The following is a 14,202-nucleotide window of genomic DNA, read 5'->3' as shown; positions in this document are numbered from 1 at the left end:
ACTCAGCCAATGTTCACCTGATGTTTTTTGGTGACTTCGATACCTAGCCGTTTGGCAAGACGCGTTAAGTTGGCACGATCTGTCTTCAACTGACGTGCGGCTTTTGCCCAATTAAAATCAGCTTGAGTCAAGGCTGTGATAATCATGTGACGCTGATATTCTTCCGTTGACTCTCTTAGACCACGTGATAGCTCGAACTCTGGTGCTAGATGAGCCTCATTGATCTGAGTAAGGGTATTGCTCTCTTGCGCCGATTGCAGTTGGCCTATGTCTTCAACTGAAACGGTAATCAGTTTACCTCCTTGACCGCGAGCTCTCGCTTTTAGTGCGGCTCGGTTAATGACATGCTCCAATTCGCGGACATTACCCGGCCAGTTGTAGCGAGACAATAGGAGTTGAGCATCTTTGCCCAACTTAATCTGCACAATCCCCAGTTTGCGTCTAGCCTGCTCAAGGAAGTAACCAGCGAGCAGTACGATATCACCGTTGCGTTCACGAAGGGCGGGAACCGTGATTGGGTAGACACTGAGTCGATGATAGAGATCAGAACGGAAGTGGCCTGCAGAGACTTCTTCTTTTAGATCTCGGTTGGTCGCGGCGAGCACACGCACATCAATGTTCTCGACGTTGTCTTGTCCTACGGGCTGGATCTCATTATTTTGCAGAGCTCGAAGGATCTTGCTTTGCGCTGCAAGAGGAAGCTCACCAATCTCATCGAGAAATAGGGTGCCGCCATCCGCTAACGCAAATTTACCCAAACGTGATTTATCTGCGCCGGTAAAGGCGCCTTTCACGTGACCGAAGAGTTCGCTCTCGACAAGATTCTCAGGAATCGCAGCGCAGTTGACATAAACCAGAGGCTGTTTTCTGCGTGGTGACAAGTGGTGCAAACTGCGTGCAACCAGCTCTTTACCGACCCCCGTTTCCCCGTGGATCAGAATATTAAAGTTGGAAGGGGCAACCACCTCAATATCAGCCTTGAGGGCTTGCATTGCCTGACTGTCACCAATGATTTCTCCACCATCACGTTCCCATGCCTCTTCGTTCAGTTCCTCAAATCTTTGTTGAGTCTGTTTCGCTTGTTGTTCTAGTTGGCTGACGGTGAGAGCGACTTTGAGTGTTGAAGCCGCGATAGCCGAGAGGGCATCAAGACTGCGTTTAGGAAACTGCTCGAAGACCCCTGGCTTTAGACTATCAAGTGTAAGCACACCGAGGAGCTTGTCTGCATAGATAAGTGGTAGCCCCATACATGAGTGCATGGGCAGATCCCCATCATAGTCGAGTAGCAAATTATCAAAGGGATCGGGAAGATCGCTATTCGCATCAAACCTAACTGCGGTTTTCGACTCACAAATCAGGGCAAAACGAGGATGTTCGTCTATCTTAAAACGACGCCCTAGCGTGTCACGGGTCAACCCTTGCATCGCCAACGGGATAAGAGTATCTCCTTGTAATGAGAGCAGGGCGACACAGTCGCATTGGATGGCTTTACGAATAGCGTCGAGTAGATTATTGAATCGATCTTGGTCGTTATCACCGCGAGCGAGACCAATGGTCATGTCGATAAGGGTAGAAACAGAGATATCTTGCATAATAGCTAAAGGTAGAAACAGTTGAGCATCACATGATGTTGAATTAACCATATTGGTCGAGTTATTACAATATCAATGTGTCAAATTGACATTTTACAGGTGTGTTTATTTGACATGATATTGGTGATTAAAACGCGCTAAACCAAGTGTTTAGATACATTTTTGAAGTTGGCATTCTTCCTGCTATATCTGCTACGAACAAAATTAAAATAATGAGGAGAAAACTCGAATGCTCAACAATCAGCACATTGAAGTCGTAAAGAGTACAATTCCACTACTGGAATCAGCAGGTCCTGCATTGACCCAACATTTCTATCAAAGAATGTTTACTCACAACCCAGAACTGAAAGACATCTTCAATATGACCCACCAAAAAAACGGTCGTCAGGGCGTCGCCCTATTTGAAGCTGTGGCGGCGTACGCAAAGAATATTGATAATCTGCAAGTACTGACTTCTGCTGTCGAGCGCATTGCTCACAAACACACTAGTTTTAACATTCAAGCTGAACACTACCAGATTGTTGGTCATCACTTAATCGAAACACTACGTGAACTGGCCAGTGATGCCTTTACCTCTGAAGTTGAAGAAGCATGGACAGCGGCGTACCTGTTTTTGGCTCAGGTCTTTATCGATCGTGAAGGCGAACTTTATCTGCAACGCAAGCAGGCCGTTGGTGGTTGGGCTAACTCACGCAACTTCGTGGTTAAATCTAAGCAACCGGAATCACAGTTTGTGACTAGTTTTGTTTTAGTACCGCAGGATGGTGGGGATGTTCTAACCTACCAACCAGGTCAATATGTGGGTATTGAATTAAAGCCTACAGAGGGCGAATACAACGAGATTCGCCAGTATTCACTGTCGCAAAAACCAAACGGCGTAGACTACCGTATTTCTGTTAAAAGAGAAGTGGGTGAGCATAAAGGTTTGGTATCAAACTACCTACATGATGAAGTACATGAGGGGGATGTGGTTCGCCTTTACCCACCAGCAGGTGATTTCTTCTACCAAGAGAAACAGCAACCAGTGGTGCTGATTTCCGCGGGTGTTGGTGCAACACCAATTCAGTCGATGATGCAGACATTAGCTGCGCAGAATAAGCAAGATGTCAGCGTGCTCTATGCGTGCAACACTGAACAGCAGCATACTTTCAAGGCGGATACGGAACGAGCTGTGAAAGATAACAACTGGAAGTCATTCACTTGGTATCTTGAAGAGGCCAATGCCGAGTTTCAAGGGGAGCTCAACGTAAGCCTGATTGCCGATCAACTACCTTTAGACAGTGCCGATTTTTATCTTTGTGGCCCTATCGGTTTTATGGAATCGGTAGTGCGTCAACTAGAGTCTCTTGGTGTAGACCGAGATCGAATCCACTATGAGGTATTTGGCCCTCATACTTACCTATAAAAAAATGGCCCTCGATGAGGGCCATTTTTTTATGAAGTCGAGTTGCCGAAGATGCGACGCAGCCAATCTATCAGGCCTGGTTTCGCTTGAGTATTCTCAGCGGCGCGTTGCTTGCCGTGGTAGTAGCTTTCGAGAAACTGAGTGCGCAGATATTGAGGGTCTTGCTTGTTGAGCGTCGCGATCAAGTGAGCCGTATTGCCGGCATGATCATTGGCCAAACTGAAGTCCATCTTCAAATAGCCTTGAAGATAGAGCCACAGATGGGTAACGAGAATAAGTTGCTTGATGCCTTGCTGCTCAAATTTATCGGCGTGCTCCTGTCCGAGATTTGATACCAATACATCCTGCATTGCCTGAATCGATGCAATTTGTGATTCGAGGGCTGAACTCTCTTCCATATGGGCTTTAGTGAGAACACCCAGCAGCCCATGTGTGGCGGGCTTATCTGGATTGCGTCTCCTTGTTTTAGCAAACAGTGACGCGTGGCGGCTGCAAAACTGCTCCCATGCTGAACAAGGTAGCGTGATTGCTGGGATAGAGTCGGCGTCAATGGCTTTAAGCGACAGCTCAAGTTCAGTCATTTGACTGCAAGCTCTTCAATGAGATTTCAAATGAGCCTTTGTCACAATCAACAAACAGGCTTTCACCAGTAATCATGACTGACAGATCCATACTGCGTTCAACAATTTCTGATAATGCTTCAATACCATCCCAATCAAACTGATAGATATTGGCGTTGTATTGATGTGCCTTGTTCTTAGTTTGTTCCCACCAAACATTAGATTTGCTGTTAAATGAAAACACATCAACGTTAGTGGCTAAGCGACACGCCTTTTTGATTCTGTCGAGCGAAGGCTCTCCAATATCAACCCAAAGCTGTATTTGGTCGTCTAAAGATTTGACCCACAGGTCTGGTTCTTCAGTGGTCGACAAGCCTTTGGTCAACGCTAAATCTGGCTGCCATTTAATACAGAAGGCCAGAATTCGCGCCATCATTCTCGGAACGGTTTCTGACGGATGCTGAGCAACGGTAAGTTGCGTCGAGTCATACAGGTCACGGTTGGTATCTGAAAGTGAAATACGGAATTTGTAGATAGTCGGTTTAAGAGCCATGTATTTTCAAGGGTTCCAAATGATTGAAGTGTACTATAGGAGTACCGCTGAGGCTTTTCTTATAGTAAAACGTTAATGGAATTCACTATACAGCAGTCCCCAAGAAAACGGGAGCATAACCGATTGTTTATTAATTCAATTACACAGGTGGAATTCGGGACTCATTCACATGGCGTGAATGCAGGTCTGTTTTATCCGTAGTCACTGTCTCCTTGGCGCATCTTATAAATTTTGCCTCTGCTTTCGAGTGGCACTGACCATCCACGTAAATAGTGCTCTCTAACAGATACAATCCACGTCGATGTTTTATGCATATCGCTTCAACTCGAAGCAATGTGTTGAGAGGAATGGGCTGTATAAAGCGCACATCAAGTTGTGCTGTCATAGCACAGACATGCTGAGAGAATAAGCAGTGAGTCATGGCGGTATCATGTAAAGCGCTAATGGCACCGCCTTGCATTACCCCTTGGTAGCCTTGAGCAGCTTCTGTTGCTACAATTTCGCCCTGTACACCACCGTTTGGCATCACGATAAAGTGAATCTTGGTATGGTGGTTGAAAAAAGGCTGGCAACATATAGCGCACTGTTGATGATTTTTGGGTTTGTGAATAGTCATAAAATACCGCAAAGTTAGAAAGCAACATTGAGCCCATAAAACGTAAAGGGGAACAAAGTGGCGAGGCCAAAAATAAAGCGAAACATATGTGGCAGAGCAAGTTACGAATGCTTTAAACCCAATGGGGTGCCGCTTTCTCAGCTCGAAAAAATCGAGTTATTTGAGGATGAACTCGAAGCGTTGCGTCTAGCTGATTTGGATGGTTTAAGCCAATTGGAAGCGGCAACGCTCATGAAGGTATCAAGACAAACTTTTGCCAATATTGTTAAGCGTGCACGTAGTAAAGTAGCGCAGAGCTTAGTGCATGGTCATGCGTTGATATTGGCTAGTGAACAATAGCTACTACTCTGCGTGAGTGGTGCATTTAAACACCTTAGCAAGATGGCTCATCGCCTTAGGTGACAACTTGCTGGCCCTCGCTTGTTTGTTCGCTGATATAGAGTGAGTAGGGCAATCTCCTGAGCAAGTTGCGTTGTGCTTTTTGACTGAAGGGCGCGCAAAATTAATGTCGGTAATGGGCTTCAACACGTTGGTATCAAACCGTTCAAGGTCGAACTGGCGCGGTGCAGCTAGCACAGTGGCATGCATTTTAAATAGAGTGTTAAGCATATTGGTTCCAATAGAGCGAACGATGACAGCGTCGATATTGTTCTCCTGTACAACACTTTGCCAATATTTTTTACGCTCACAACACGCTGAAGAAGGGGGTAAGTCAAGCACGCGCTTGGTTTGTTCCTTGCTATCCCAAAGCATGATCTGAGGGGCTTTAGATAAGTGATTGTGAACAGACGCTCCGTGGTATGGGATGGCGAATAACATAGTAAACTCCTTATCTTGTGACAGAGACACTATAGTATTAGTTTTTGGCATATGCCAAAAACTAATAATGAGAAATTAAGATCCACTGAGTGGTGTTGTGAGGAAGAATTGTGTCTCTCAGGCAGGGTGAGATAGGAGGTGCGTTAGAAGAGTTTAGCGCTAGGGAAGTTCAATGGTATGGGCATATTTAGGGTATAAAAATAGCCAGCTTGAAGCTGGCTATCGAAAAACTGTGGTACTTATCAATTAAAGTACTTTGATGTTCTCAGCTTGAGGACCTTTTTGGCCTTGAGATACTACGAACTCAACTTTTTGGCCTTCTACTAGAGTACGGAAACCGTCGCCAGTGATTGCAGAGAAGTGTGCAAAAACGTCTGGACCGTTTTCTTGTTGAATGAAACCGAAACCTTTAGTTTCGTTGAACCATTTAACTGTACCAGTAACAGTGTTAGACATAATGTATATCCTTGATAAATCTTGTAAAAGCCATACGGCACCGATAGCGTGGAAAAGGAGATTGCTAATGCGTACGACGTTACGGTAGATATTCATACATCCAACGAAACGGCGAAAGTAAACAAGAACCGTTTTCTAGCTGGCATCCAGTCTAAAGAGAAGTGCAACTAAGTCAATAAAAATCAGGGGATTTGCACGCCATAAATAGGGGTTTTCATTGGAAAATTTGCGCTAGGTATAATTTCGAAAATAATACTGATTAGCGCATAAATAGTGTAACATTCGAAGGCTTGGTTGATTGTTCTACTTAACGATAAAAATGTGAGTAGAAACAGCGCAGAAACCAGCTGTATGTAAACTATCATTCAGAGGAATGGATTATGAAAAAGTTAAGTGACTCAAGCCATGAGTTCACGGATCTCGACACAGAATTAGAGGTCGGTCGAGGTCAGATAAAAGATAACGCCCTTAAAGCCGTTGTGACCAGTAAGCTGTTTCGAGCAAGAGTAGAAAAAGCGAAAAAAGGCAAAGGAAGTTTCAGAAGAAACATGAAACACAAGGGGAAAGAGCCCTATTCAAAAGCCGCTTAGTTAGCGACGTTTGAATAGGGCTTTTTGCTGAATCAATGGATGTTAGCGTTCAATTCTTGGCGAATAAATCGAGTACGCTGTGACTTGCCCTGCGACGATAGCAGAGAACATAAACAAGGCTGAGAGCCCAATACTAGGGATCGGTAAAATTGATTGCTCAAATACTGATTGGCTCGCACTGATCAGTACTCGGCTACCCGGAACCAAAATAATGATGCCTTGAACAATATAGATAGACCCCGTCAGGTCCATTTTTTTTGCAACCCAAGTGCCGTATAGCGTGATTAAGACGGTTGTTACCCAAGTGCCGACGACCCACCCACTGTCAAAACCAAGATAAAATGGTCCCCACATGCCCAATGCGGCAACGGGTAAACCTAATAAGATATCGGTAGGACGCGCATTAAATATGATGCTCAGTGAAATGGAAATCAGAAATAGTCCAAAGATATGCATCCAGAATGGCACTTCGTTGACGTATTTTATGCTTTCCGCTTGCCCCCATATCGCCTCGCCAATATTTAGCCCCATAACGATGCCGACAAACAGCTTTATTAGCGTCAACGCACTCTGGCCAAGTAAACTGGTACCAGATACTAAATCATTGAATGCAAGGCACTCTAGCGAGTTCGCAATCGATAAGCCGGGCACGAATAGAACTATTGCAGCAATACATAGAGCCCAGATAGGGATTGCAAAGCCAGTGCTGGCGAAGAAAGCAACCAGAATCCCCGTGAGCAAGGCGGCAATAAATTCTACGGCGATGGAGCGACGAGCTTTACACACCTGCTGTGTTAGCCAAACTACAAAACCCAAAAATACGGAGAACACTATCGCTTCCATGGTACTGCCCACTAGCATCAGATAGGCTGGGGGAATAGCCATATTGGCTAATGCGATTACCCATTTCGGGTATCCGACAGGCTCAGGAACCGGTTCGCTGCTGGGTTGATTGATGCGGATAATGGTATTAGCCAACAGACTGAGATTAATTGATGCAGGCTGGTGGCGTTTCATTACAACAGCATTGTTGTCTTCAGGAAACTGATAGTTAACGGTCGTCGGCGTCGCTTGAATCATCAGATCTACGCCGTGTTTACGTGCATAAAATTGAGTGTACTTTTCAAGTTTGTACGGTGCGCAACCGCTGCGATGAAGAGTGTCACCTATCTCTACAATTTTATCAATTCGGTACTGGGAAGGCATGGTGTGTGTGACCTAAAAATGGGTCGCGCAAAGGTATCAGACCCCAAGTTGTGATTCGAGCTGGAAAATTGGGAACAGTGGTTAAGCTCACACTTAAATTGGCCTTTATTTTTCTTTGTAATCTGTCTATTTGAGCAATCTTAATTTTCGCCTGGCGAAAGGCCTGCTTTGTGGCTGGCATTTGCTGTGTTTAGTCACAATTTTTAAGGAATTTTATAGGTAAACAAATGTTACTGAATTGTGATGCCCATAAGTTGGCTTTTCTTAAATATGTGGTTAACCCTTTCTTTCTCTAAGGCTAATGAAATCGCTATTGTAACCAGATGTTAACATCTGTCTGTTGGTTGTTTTTTGAACAAGTTTTGCAACAAATTACTGCTTGATATTACCGAGCCAAACGATGAAAATATGCGCAAAATGAGATTTCAAAAATGAAAGGAAGCTTTTTCCCAGTTTAAAAAGCGAGGCAAGACATGAAACTATTCATACTCTTTATGATTTCAATTACTGCAGGCGTAGCATCAGCAGATCACTTACATTCATTTTTGCTCGGCCTTTACATCTCGACCATGGCTGTGGGTAGCTGTTATTGGTTTGCGTTTAGAAGCAGCCGTTTTCCACAGTTAGCATTACTTCTTCTTATCTGTGGTCTGTTTTCAAAGATTGCAATCACAGTTGCAGGAGTGAGTTGGGGTATGTCACAAGAGCTTATTAGCTCACCATTTGTGTTTGCGCTTTCATACCTATTCTTCTCGATTGCAGCGACATACTTGTGGTTCTCTCACCGTGAACGCATGATGAACAAACAAGCCGCGATGAAGCTGGCTTAAGTTAAAAGTGAACAAATTGAAAACCAGCGGTTAATACTGCTGGTTTTTTTATTTCTCGCCAGGGTTGATTCGGTGTTAATTGCGAAAAACATGACTCAATAGTAACGATTGGTTTCAAAGCGGCTGAAACTGTTTGGCGGTTGTCTATACTGAACCCGACCATATTTAACTAAAGTGAGACGTCGCATATCATGACATTGCGTTTAATAAAATCGACAGCACTTCTTCCGACACTTCTTTTCTCATTCGGAGCGTATTCTGCCCCGACAATTATTCCCGATCCTCCTGCGCTTGGAGCGAAAGGCTATATTCTGATTGACTACAACACTGGTACCGTTCTAGTGGAAAAAAATGCCGATCAGAAGCTTAATCCTGCGAGCTTGACTAAATTGATGACGGCTTACGTTGCGGGACAAGAAGTAAAAAGCGGTAATATTTCTTTGAATGATCAGGTAAAAATCAGTGCTAAGGCATGGGCGAAAAATTTTCCTGACTCTTCGAAAATGTTTATCGAAGTGGGAACAAACGTTGAATTGATGGATCTTTATCGTGGCTTGATCGTTCAGTCGGGTAATGATGCTAGCGTCGCGATTGCGGAGCATGTGGCTGGTAGTGAAGACGCGTTTGTGAGCTTGATGAACAATTGGTCGCAAAAGTTAGGGCTAGATAACACCGCCTTTACCAATCCACATGGACTGGATAGCCAAGGGCTTTATTCTACGCCACGCGATATTGCACTTCTTAGCCAAGCGATCATTCGAGATCTACCCGATATCTATCCGTTATACAGTGAAACAGCCTTTACCTATAACGGCATTACGCAGTACAACCGAAATGGATTATTGAGGGATCGCAGCCTCAATGTTGACGGAATGAAAACCGGCTACACCAGTGGAGCAGGCTACAGTTTGGCAACGTCTGCCACCAACGGTGAAATGCGCTTAGTCTCTGTGGTTATGGGCTCTACCAGCACTAAAAGTCGAGAGTCAGAAAGTAAACAGTTACTCTCATATGGATTCCGTTTCTTCGATACAGTTTCACCGACCAAACTGAGTGACACATTAGCCGAAGCCAAGGTATGGATGGGACGTCAGGACTCTGTACCTGTGGGGGTATCTGAACAGGTAATGATTACCTTGCCTAAAGGAGATGCTAATAAGCTCAAGGCCGAAATCGAGTACAAAGGTGAGCTAGAAGCACCTATTCGAAAAGGCGACGCGGTAGGAGAGGTGATCTACAGTGTTGAAGGTACACAAGTGGCAAGCGCTACTCTAATCGCTCAACAAGATGTTGAAGAGGGTGGCCTGTTCAAGAAGTTGCTCGACTGGGTTAAACGATTGGTTCTAGGATGGTTCTAAAACCCTGAATTGAAAAAGTAGCAAAGCGGATGCCATGGCATCCGCTTTTTTTACTGGTTAGTTTAGCTTGTCCCAAGCCGAAGGCCAGTGTGAGCCTACTGCTGGTTCATAGTGGTTTGCAGAAGGCGACCACTGAACACAGTAACCTGAATATGGGAACGGTTTGCACTGGTAAATGCCACCATCAACAGCAAGTACTTTTGTGCCAGCAGTGTAGTTCTCCATGCCTTGAGGGAAGACATAGTCATAAGCATCGGATGGTGGTGGTGTTGCCTCTTCAATCAGGTGAAAATCAAGCGTATTCTGGTCAACGACACTGCCTTGCTGGTCTTTTATCACGACCACTAGCATATGATGTCCGGCTTCAGACTTTGACAGCGTTAGAGTCGTGTTGCTCAGTTCTCCGTCAGCCAGTGGCGCAGTGTAGGATGCCAGAGGTTCACGGTGATGATTGAACACAGTGAGCTCTGCATTAAGGTCGCCAGTTGCTTCAAGTGTTAGGTTGATTTGTGTTGCGGCATCACCAATTAGGTATTCATCTTCCAGCCCTGTAACATCTAAGCGATAATCTGGCTCTGGTGCTTCAAGTTTATAGCCGATCTCAACGCTATTTAAGCCGGAACCTGCTTTGATGTATACAGGGTTTGTACCATAGACAGGAGTAAACTCACCTCGATCATTCAACTGACCAGCTCGAATTTGGCTTTGCTCTTGATTGATCTTAGACGCTAGCGCGTAAGACCAGTTATTTGCCTGACCTTGTTCAGCGGTTTCTATGACTAATTCAGTACTGTAAGAGACATTTTCACCGTTTTGATCAAATACGCGGGTGTAGACACTATCGCCAATATTTAGGTTAAGTCCTGGGTTGATTTGGCCTGACTGACTCCAGTCTGGAACTACAGGTGCGTCACCATCAAATTGAACGTCTATTACGTTGTAGAATGACGCAGCAGTATCGCCTACGTCCCAAACCGCTAAGATAACCTGGTATCCCTCACGTGTTGGTACGTTACATTGGTGGCTGACACGTTTTGGAGGCTGAGCCATGCCACCATCAACCACACAGAAAGGCGTTAAATCAAATGATTCACGGGCAAGTGGCTGATTTGGATTCCATCCTTGTTTAGTGATGTAGTACTTCCAATCTTTAGTCACATGATTTGCGGTAAATGTCCATTCAAAATTTTGAGTTCCAGAATGAATAGGACGTTTTACCCAGCGGTTAGCGGTCTGCTCATCTAAAGCCGCCGCTAGGGTAGTGGCTGCGCTGGCAATTTTGCCATCGCTTGGACCCGCTTCAGGGAAGCCATCTGGGCCTTCGACACTTTGCGGCTCATACTGAATGGCACCACAGTTGGTGTTCTTCTCATTGGTGTCACTGGTTGGGAATTTACACAGTGCAACGCGACTTTCTGCGACACCATTCTCGTATGCAGAGACATAACCGTGACCGTAACTCGCGCCACTGACGCTGATCAAAGCGAGGGCGATGAGGGATTTGTTTGGCAGTTTGTGCATCATTTGTCCTTTTTTATAACTGACAGTTAAGATGGCACTCCGGTACGCGAAAACACTTGGTGACTAGACCAAGCGGCAGCCCCGCTATCATAGACATTAAACGTCGACAGACCGGTGGCTTTGCGTCCTAACCTTTCGGATAGTTTGCCTGAAGTGATAATTGAGCGGGAAGAATGTAGCCAAAGGAATCCGCAAAATCCACGGCATCGAATGAATATGGAATTGCATTCTCGAATTGAATAAGTTGTTGATAATTTGACTTGCGAATTATCTATTTCTTACCTAGTTAATTTTATTAAAAATAACAACTTATCCCACCTGACTAATTTTCTTTGTCAATGAATTAATGGGTAAGCCTGATTCCATCAAATAGCGCTATGCCCATAGACGAAACAGAACCTTTGATTTTCGCTAACTCCGCGCTGACAACGCCTTGTATGAAAAGACTGGCAATTAATTAAATAGAGTTACACAAGGACCAAACATGGAATTCACAGATAGAGACCGAGAGGCGCTGTATCAAATCTGGATGTCTCAGAAATCAAAAATGCGCCTGACACAGATGGAGTTTGCTAAGAAACTCGGTATGAATCAGTTGACGTTTTCTCAGGTGCTACGTGGCGAGACGCCGTTAACCATGTCGTTTATTAGTCATTTTTGCCGCTTGTTACGCATCGAACCTCAAAACGTTGTACCCTCATTGAAAGAAGACAATCAGAACGGTCCAAAAGTGGTCTACCTACAAAGCCGTATGAGCGTTGATGGTGAAATACAAAATGCCTATATTGAAGGCAATCAAGTGGTTGTTGAGTACGCCCATACTGTCCATCCTAACGTTTGATTAAGGCACTGCTATCCGAGTTAAATAATCGGTGTTACCCTACGGCTCTAATACCTTGTTTATTCAGTCTTATGCTAGAAAAAGAAAACTTGATTAAACTTGCACGTATGCAAATGCCTTTTGGAAAGTACGCAGGCAGAGTATTGATTGACTTGCCTGAAGAATATTTACTTTGGTTTGCCAACAAAAAGCAGTTTCCTGAAGGGGAACTCGGCGAACTTATGCAGTTGTGCTTAGCGCTGAAGATTGAAGGCCTCGACAGTGTGGTTAAACCACTGAAAAGACCTCAATAGCCTCGACTTGCAAAGGCCCCATATTCCTTGAAGGATATGGGGCCTTTGAGTATGACTCTCTTTGATGTCACCAAGTTTTTATGGTGCCTGTCCTTGTTATGTATGTGGCTTTAAAGATCCAGTGATAAGCCAATTAAACACAGAGCTTCCTTCACGAGATTCCCTACTCGTTTCTTCGCCTCTCTATGGAATGGCGGCCACAAAATACAACAAACTGTTGTTTAGAGTATTAGCGGTTGAGATTTACAAAAATGATCTGTTTACAAATCCGTTGCGGAGACATTAGTGAGCAAGACAACAGCTAAATGGAGCATAGCTCCTCACTTAAAGGATGGACTCATGTTTAAATATACAATTTCACTTGCGGTAGCTTTAATCGCGTTATTCACGTTTATTTTGCCAGCACAAGCACACAACCATGGTATGAAAGCGGACATTGTTGATGTAGCAGTCGAAAACGGCTCATTCACTACGCTTGTCGCGGCAGTCAAAGCAGCTGGCTTGGTCGACACGTTAAAGAGCGATGGCCCATTCACCGTCTTTGCACCAACGGATGAAGCCTTTGCCAAGTTACTAAAAGGCACAGTGGAATCGTTACTTCTACCAGAGAACAAAGATAAGTTGGTAGCAGTGCTTACTTACCATGTTGTTGCAGGAAAGGTAATGGCGGCTGATGTTGTCAAATTGGACAAAGCAACCACTGTACAAGGACAAGATGTGATGATCAAAGTGGTGGACGGTAACGTCATGGTTGACAATGCCAATGTGGTTTCGACTGACGTCAAAGCTAGCAACGGTGTCATTCACGTTATTGACCAAGTCATTCTACCCAAGTAAGTCTCGAAACTAATTCTTTAAATCAGGGCAGAGCGTCGCTTTGCCCTTTTCTTTGACCGAACGGTAGAAGCCATGCAGCAACACAAAAAACTAATAAGGACAGGCACCATTAAAAAGGCTCTCTGAATCCTAAGAGTCAACGCTTTATGGCGTGTGTCCTTCAAATGCTTGGCAAGAGGCTATATCTTCTATTTACATTTCATATCCTGATTCGATAGATGCATTTAGAACGAACTATAAGCGCAATTAAATCACGTTATTCAAGTCAGCATTTACTTAAAACTCACATTGTAAGATGCTCGTTCCGCCTCTGTATTTTGTACAAAAAAAACACGCCAAATTGCCAGTTGCATATGTTAATAATACCACCTAGTTATTGTGGTTATATTAGGCGTTGTTGATCAAATCAGCTTGAAGATCAACGACGCCATATATGACTAGCCGCTAGCTTCTAACAGGCATACCTAGTCCTATGACTTTGTTCATTGCTTTGACATTTGCCAGTGCCTCACCAACTTGAGCGTTATAACATCTCAAGCTCAATTTACCGCTGGTTAGTCCTTTATATCGAGACATTGCAGTCTCAGATATTGAGCGATAGTGATAACCCAACTCAGATTTCCACTCCGCTATTGTTCCGTTTTTCAGAGCCTTTACTGCTTCATTTCTGGGATGCCCATCTTCCCAAAGCGCCGCATTCTTGCGAGGCGGTATCAACGGAGTAC

General features: G+C 44.5%; 18 protein-coding genes and 1 riboswitch. Of the genes, 9 read left to right on the top strand and 9 right to left on the bottom strand.

What is annotated here, in order from left to right; all coding sequences use genetic code 11:
• Positions 1–2: 2 nt before the first annotated feature.
• Complete coding sequence (gene norR / locus QTN94_RS06155; protein WP_331427227.1) at positions 3–1,592, bottom strand: nitric oxide reductase transcriptional regulator NorR; 1,590 nt, start codon at positions 1,590–1,592, stop codon at positions 3–5.
• Positions 1,593–1,821: 229 nt separating this feature from the next.
• Here norR and hmpA point away from each other — a divergent pair, with 229 nt between their 5' ends.
• A complete protein-coding gene (hmpA, locus tag QTN94_RS06150) occupies positions 1,822–2,997 on the top strand; it encodes an NO-inducible flavohemoprotein (protein ID WP_331427195.1) in 1,176 nt (391 codons plus the stop codon).
• Between the two features lie 29 nt (positions 2,998–3,026).
• On the opposite strand, the gene QTN94_RS06145 is transcribed toward hmpA, so the two are convergent.
• From QTN94_RS06145 to QTN94_RS06135, 3 genes are all read right to left on the bottom strand, one after another.
• Positions 3,027–3,578, bottom strand: a complete 552-nt coding sequence (locus QTN94_RS06145; RefSeq protein WP_331427194.1) for a hypothetical protein — start codon at positions 3,576–3,578, stop codon at positions 3,027–3,029.
• Positions 3,571–4,110, bottom strand: a complete 540-nt coding sequence (locus QTN94_RS06140) for a YaeQ family protein (RefSeq protein ID WP_331417433.1) — start codon at positions 4,108–4,110, stop codon at positions 3,571–3,573. Before QTN94_RS06140 ends, QTN94_RS06145 begins: the two co-directional genes overlap by 8 nt.
• Before the next feature lie 139 nt (positions 4,111–4,249).
• Positions 4,250–4,726 (bottom strand): PaaI family thioesterase, encoded by a 477-nt coding sequence (locus QTN94_RS06135; RefSeq protein WP_331427193.1) that lies wholly within the window; start codon positions 4,724–4,726, stop codon positions 4,250–4,252.
• Positions 4,727–4,783: 57 nt separating this feature from the next.
• Here QTN94_RS06135 and QTN94_RS06130 point away from each other — a divergent pair, with 57 nt between their 5' ends.
• Positions 4,784–5,065 carry a DUF134 domain-containing protein gene (locus QTN94_RS06130; RefSeq protein ID WP_138970529.1) on the top strand — a complete coding sequence of 94 codons (282 nt, stop codon included), beginning with the start codon at positions 4,784–4,786 and terminating at the stop codon, positions 5,063–5,065.
• 3 nt (positions 5,066–5,068) lie between these two features.
• Here the strand turns inward: QTN94_RS06130 and QTN94_RS06125 are convergent, their stop codons facing one another.
• Together QTN94_RS06125 and QTN94_RS06120 are read right to left on the bottom strand one after the other, a co-directional pair.
• Positions 5,069–5,545: a NifB/NifX family molybdenum-iron cluster-binding protein gene (locus tag QTN94_RS06125; RefSeq protein ID WP_331427192.1), complete on the bottom strand. Its 477-nt coding sequence runs from the start codon at positions 5,543–5,545 to the stop codon at positions 5,069–5,071.
• 246 nt (positions 5,546–5,791) lie between these two features.
• On the bottom strand, positions 5,792–6,001 hold the full coding sequence (locus QTN94_RS06120) for a cold-shock protein (protein WP_038204438.1): 210 nt from the start codon (positions 5,999–6,001) through the stop codon (positions 5,792–5,794).
• Positions 6,002–6,049: 48 nt separating this feature from the next.
• On the opposite strand from QTN94_RS06120, the gene QTN94_RS06115 reads away from it, so the two are divergent.
• Both QTN94_RS06115 and QTN94_RS06110 read left to right on the top strand, forming a co-directional pair.
• A complete protein-coding gene (locus QTN94_RS06115; RefSeq protein WP_269375047.1) occupies positions 6,050–6,172 on the top strand; it encodes a hypothetical protein in 123 nt (40 codons plus the stop codon).
• A 209-nt stretch (positions 6,173–6,381) separates the two neighbouring features.
• The gene (locus QTN94_RS06110) at positions 6,382–6,591 is read left to right on the top strand and encodes an alternative ribosome-rescue factor A (protein ID WP_138970527.1); all 210 of its coding nucleotides are present in this window, start codon (positions 6,382–6,384) and stop codon (positions 6,589–6,591) included.
• 42 nt (positions 6,592–6,633) lie between these two features.
• Here QTN94_RS06110 and QTN94_RS06105 read toward each other — a convergent pair whose 3' ends face one another.
• Complete coding sequence (locus tag QTN94_RS06105) at positions 6,634–7,797, bottom strand: threonine/serine exporter family protein (protein WP_269375045.1); 1,164 nt, start codon at positions 7,795–7,797, stop codon at positions 6,634–6,636.
• A gap of 473 nt (positions 7,798–8,270) precedes the next feature.
• On the opposite strand from QTN94_RS06105, the gene QTN94_RS06100 reads away from it, so the two are divergent.
• Both QTN94_RS06100 and QTN94_RS06095 read left to right on the top strand, forming a co-directional pair.
• Positions 8,271–8,627, top strand: coding sequence for an NADH:ubiquinone oxidoreductase (locus tag QTN94_RS06100; protein WP_269375044.1), 357 nt, complete (start codon positions 8,271–8,273; stop codon positions 8,625–8,627).
• 191 nt (positions 8,628–8,818) lie between these two features.
• On the top strand, positions 8,819–9,985 hold the full coding sequence (locus tag QTN94_RS06095; protein ID WP_138970525.1) for a D-alanyl-D-alanine carboxypeptidase family protein: 1,167 nt from the start codon (positions 8,819–8,821) through the stop codon (positions 9,983–9,985).
• A gap of 57 nt (positions 9,986–10,042) precedes the next feature.
• Here the strand turns inward: QTN94_RS06095 and gbpA are convergent, their stop codons facing one another.
• Positions 10,043–11,506, bottom strand: coding sequence for an N-acetylglucosamine-binding protein GbpA (gbpA, locus tag QTN94_RS06090; RefSeq protein ID WP_331427226.1), 1,464 nt, complete (start codon positions 11,504–11,506; stop codon positions 10,043–10,045).
• A gap of 71 nt (positions 11,507–11,577) precedes the next feature.
• Positions 11,578–11,665: riboswitch (cyclic di-GMP riboswitch) on the bottom strand.
• Positions 11,666–11,990: 325 nt separating this feature from the next.
• Between gbpA and QTN94_RS06085 the strand changes: the two genes are divergently transcribed.
• From QTN94_RS06085 to QTN94_RS06075, 3 genes are all read left to right on the top strand, one after another.
• Positions 11,991–12,347, top strand: coding sequence for a helix-turn-helix domain-containing protein (locus tag QTN94_RS06085; RefSeq protein WP_138970524.1), 357 nt, complete (start codon positions 11,991–11,993; stop codon positions 12,345–12,347).
• Between the two features lie 71 nt (positions 12,348–12,418).
• Complete coding sequence (locus tag QTN94_RS06080) at positions 12,419–12,640, top strand: DUF3820 family protein (protein ID WP_138970523.1); 222 nt, start codon at positions 12,419–12,421, stop codon at positions 12,638–12,640.
• A 339-nt stretch (positions 12,641–12,979) separates the two neighbouring features.
• On the top strand, positions 12,980–13,477 hold the full coding sequence (locus tag QTN94_RS06075) for a fasciclin domain-containing protein (protein ID WP_331427191.1): 498 nt from the start codon (positions 12,980–12,982) through the stop codon (positions 13,475–13,477).
• A gap of 444 nt (positions 13,478–13,921) precedes the next feature.
• Here the strand turns inward: QTN94_RS06075 and QTN94_RS06070 are convergent.
• Positions 13,922–14,202, bottom strand: a 281-nt coding sequence (locus QTN94_RS06070; protein ID WP_331427190.1) for a transposase, incomplete at its 5' end; no start/stop codon positions are given.

The sequence above is a fragment of the Vibrio sp. M250220 genome, from assembly GCF_036533795.1.
In the GTDB taxonomy this organism is placed as follows: Bacteria; Pseudomonadota; Gammaproteobacteria; order Enterobacterales; family Vibrionaceae; genus Vibrio.
Note: the sequence above shows the minus strand (reverse complement) of the source record. Positions and strands in the feature narration are given on the sequence as shown.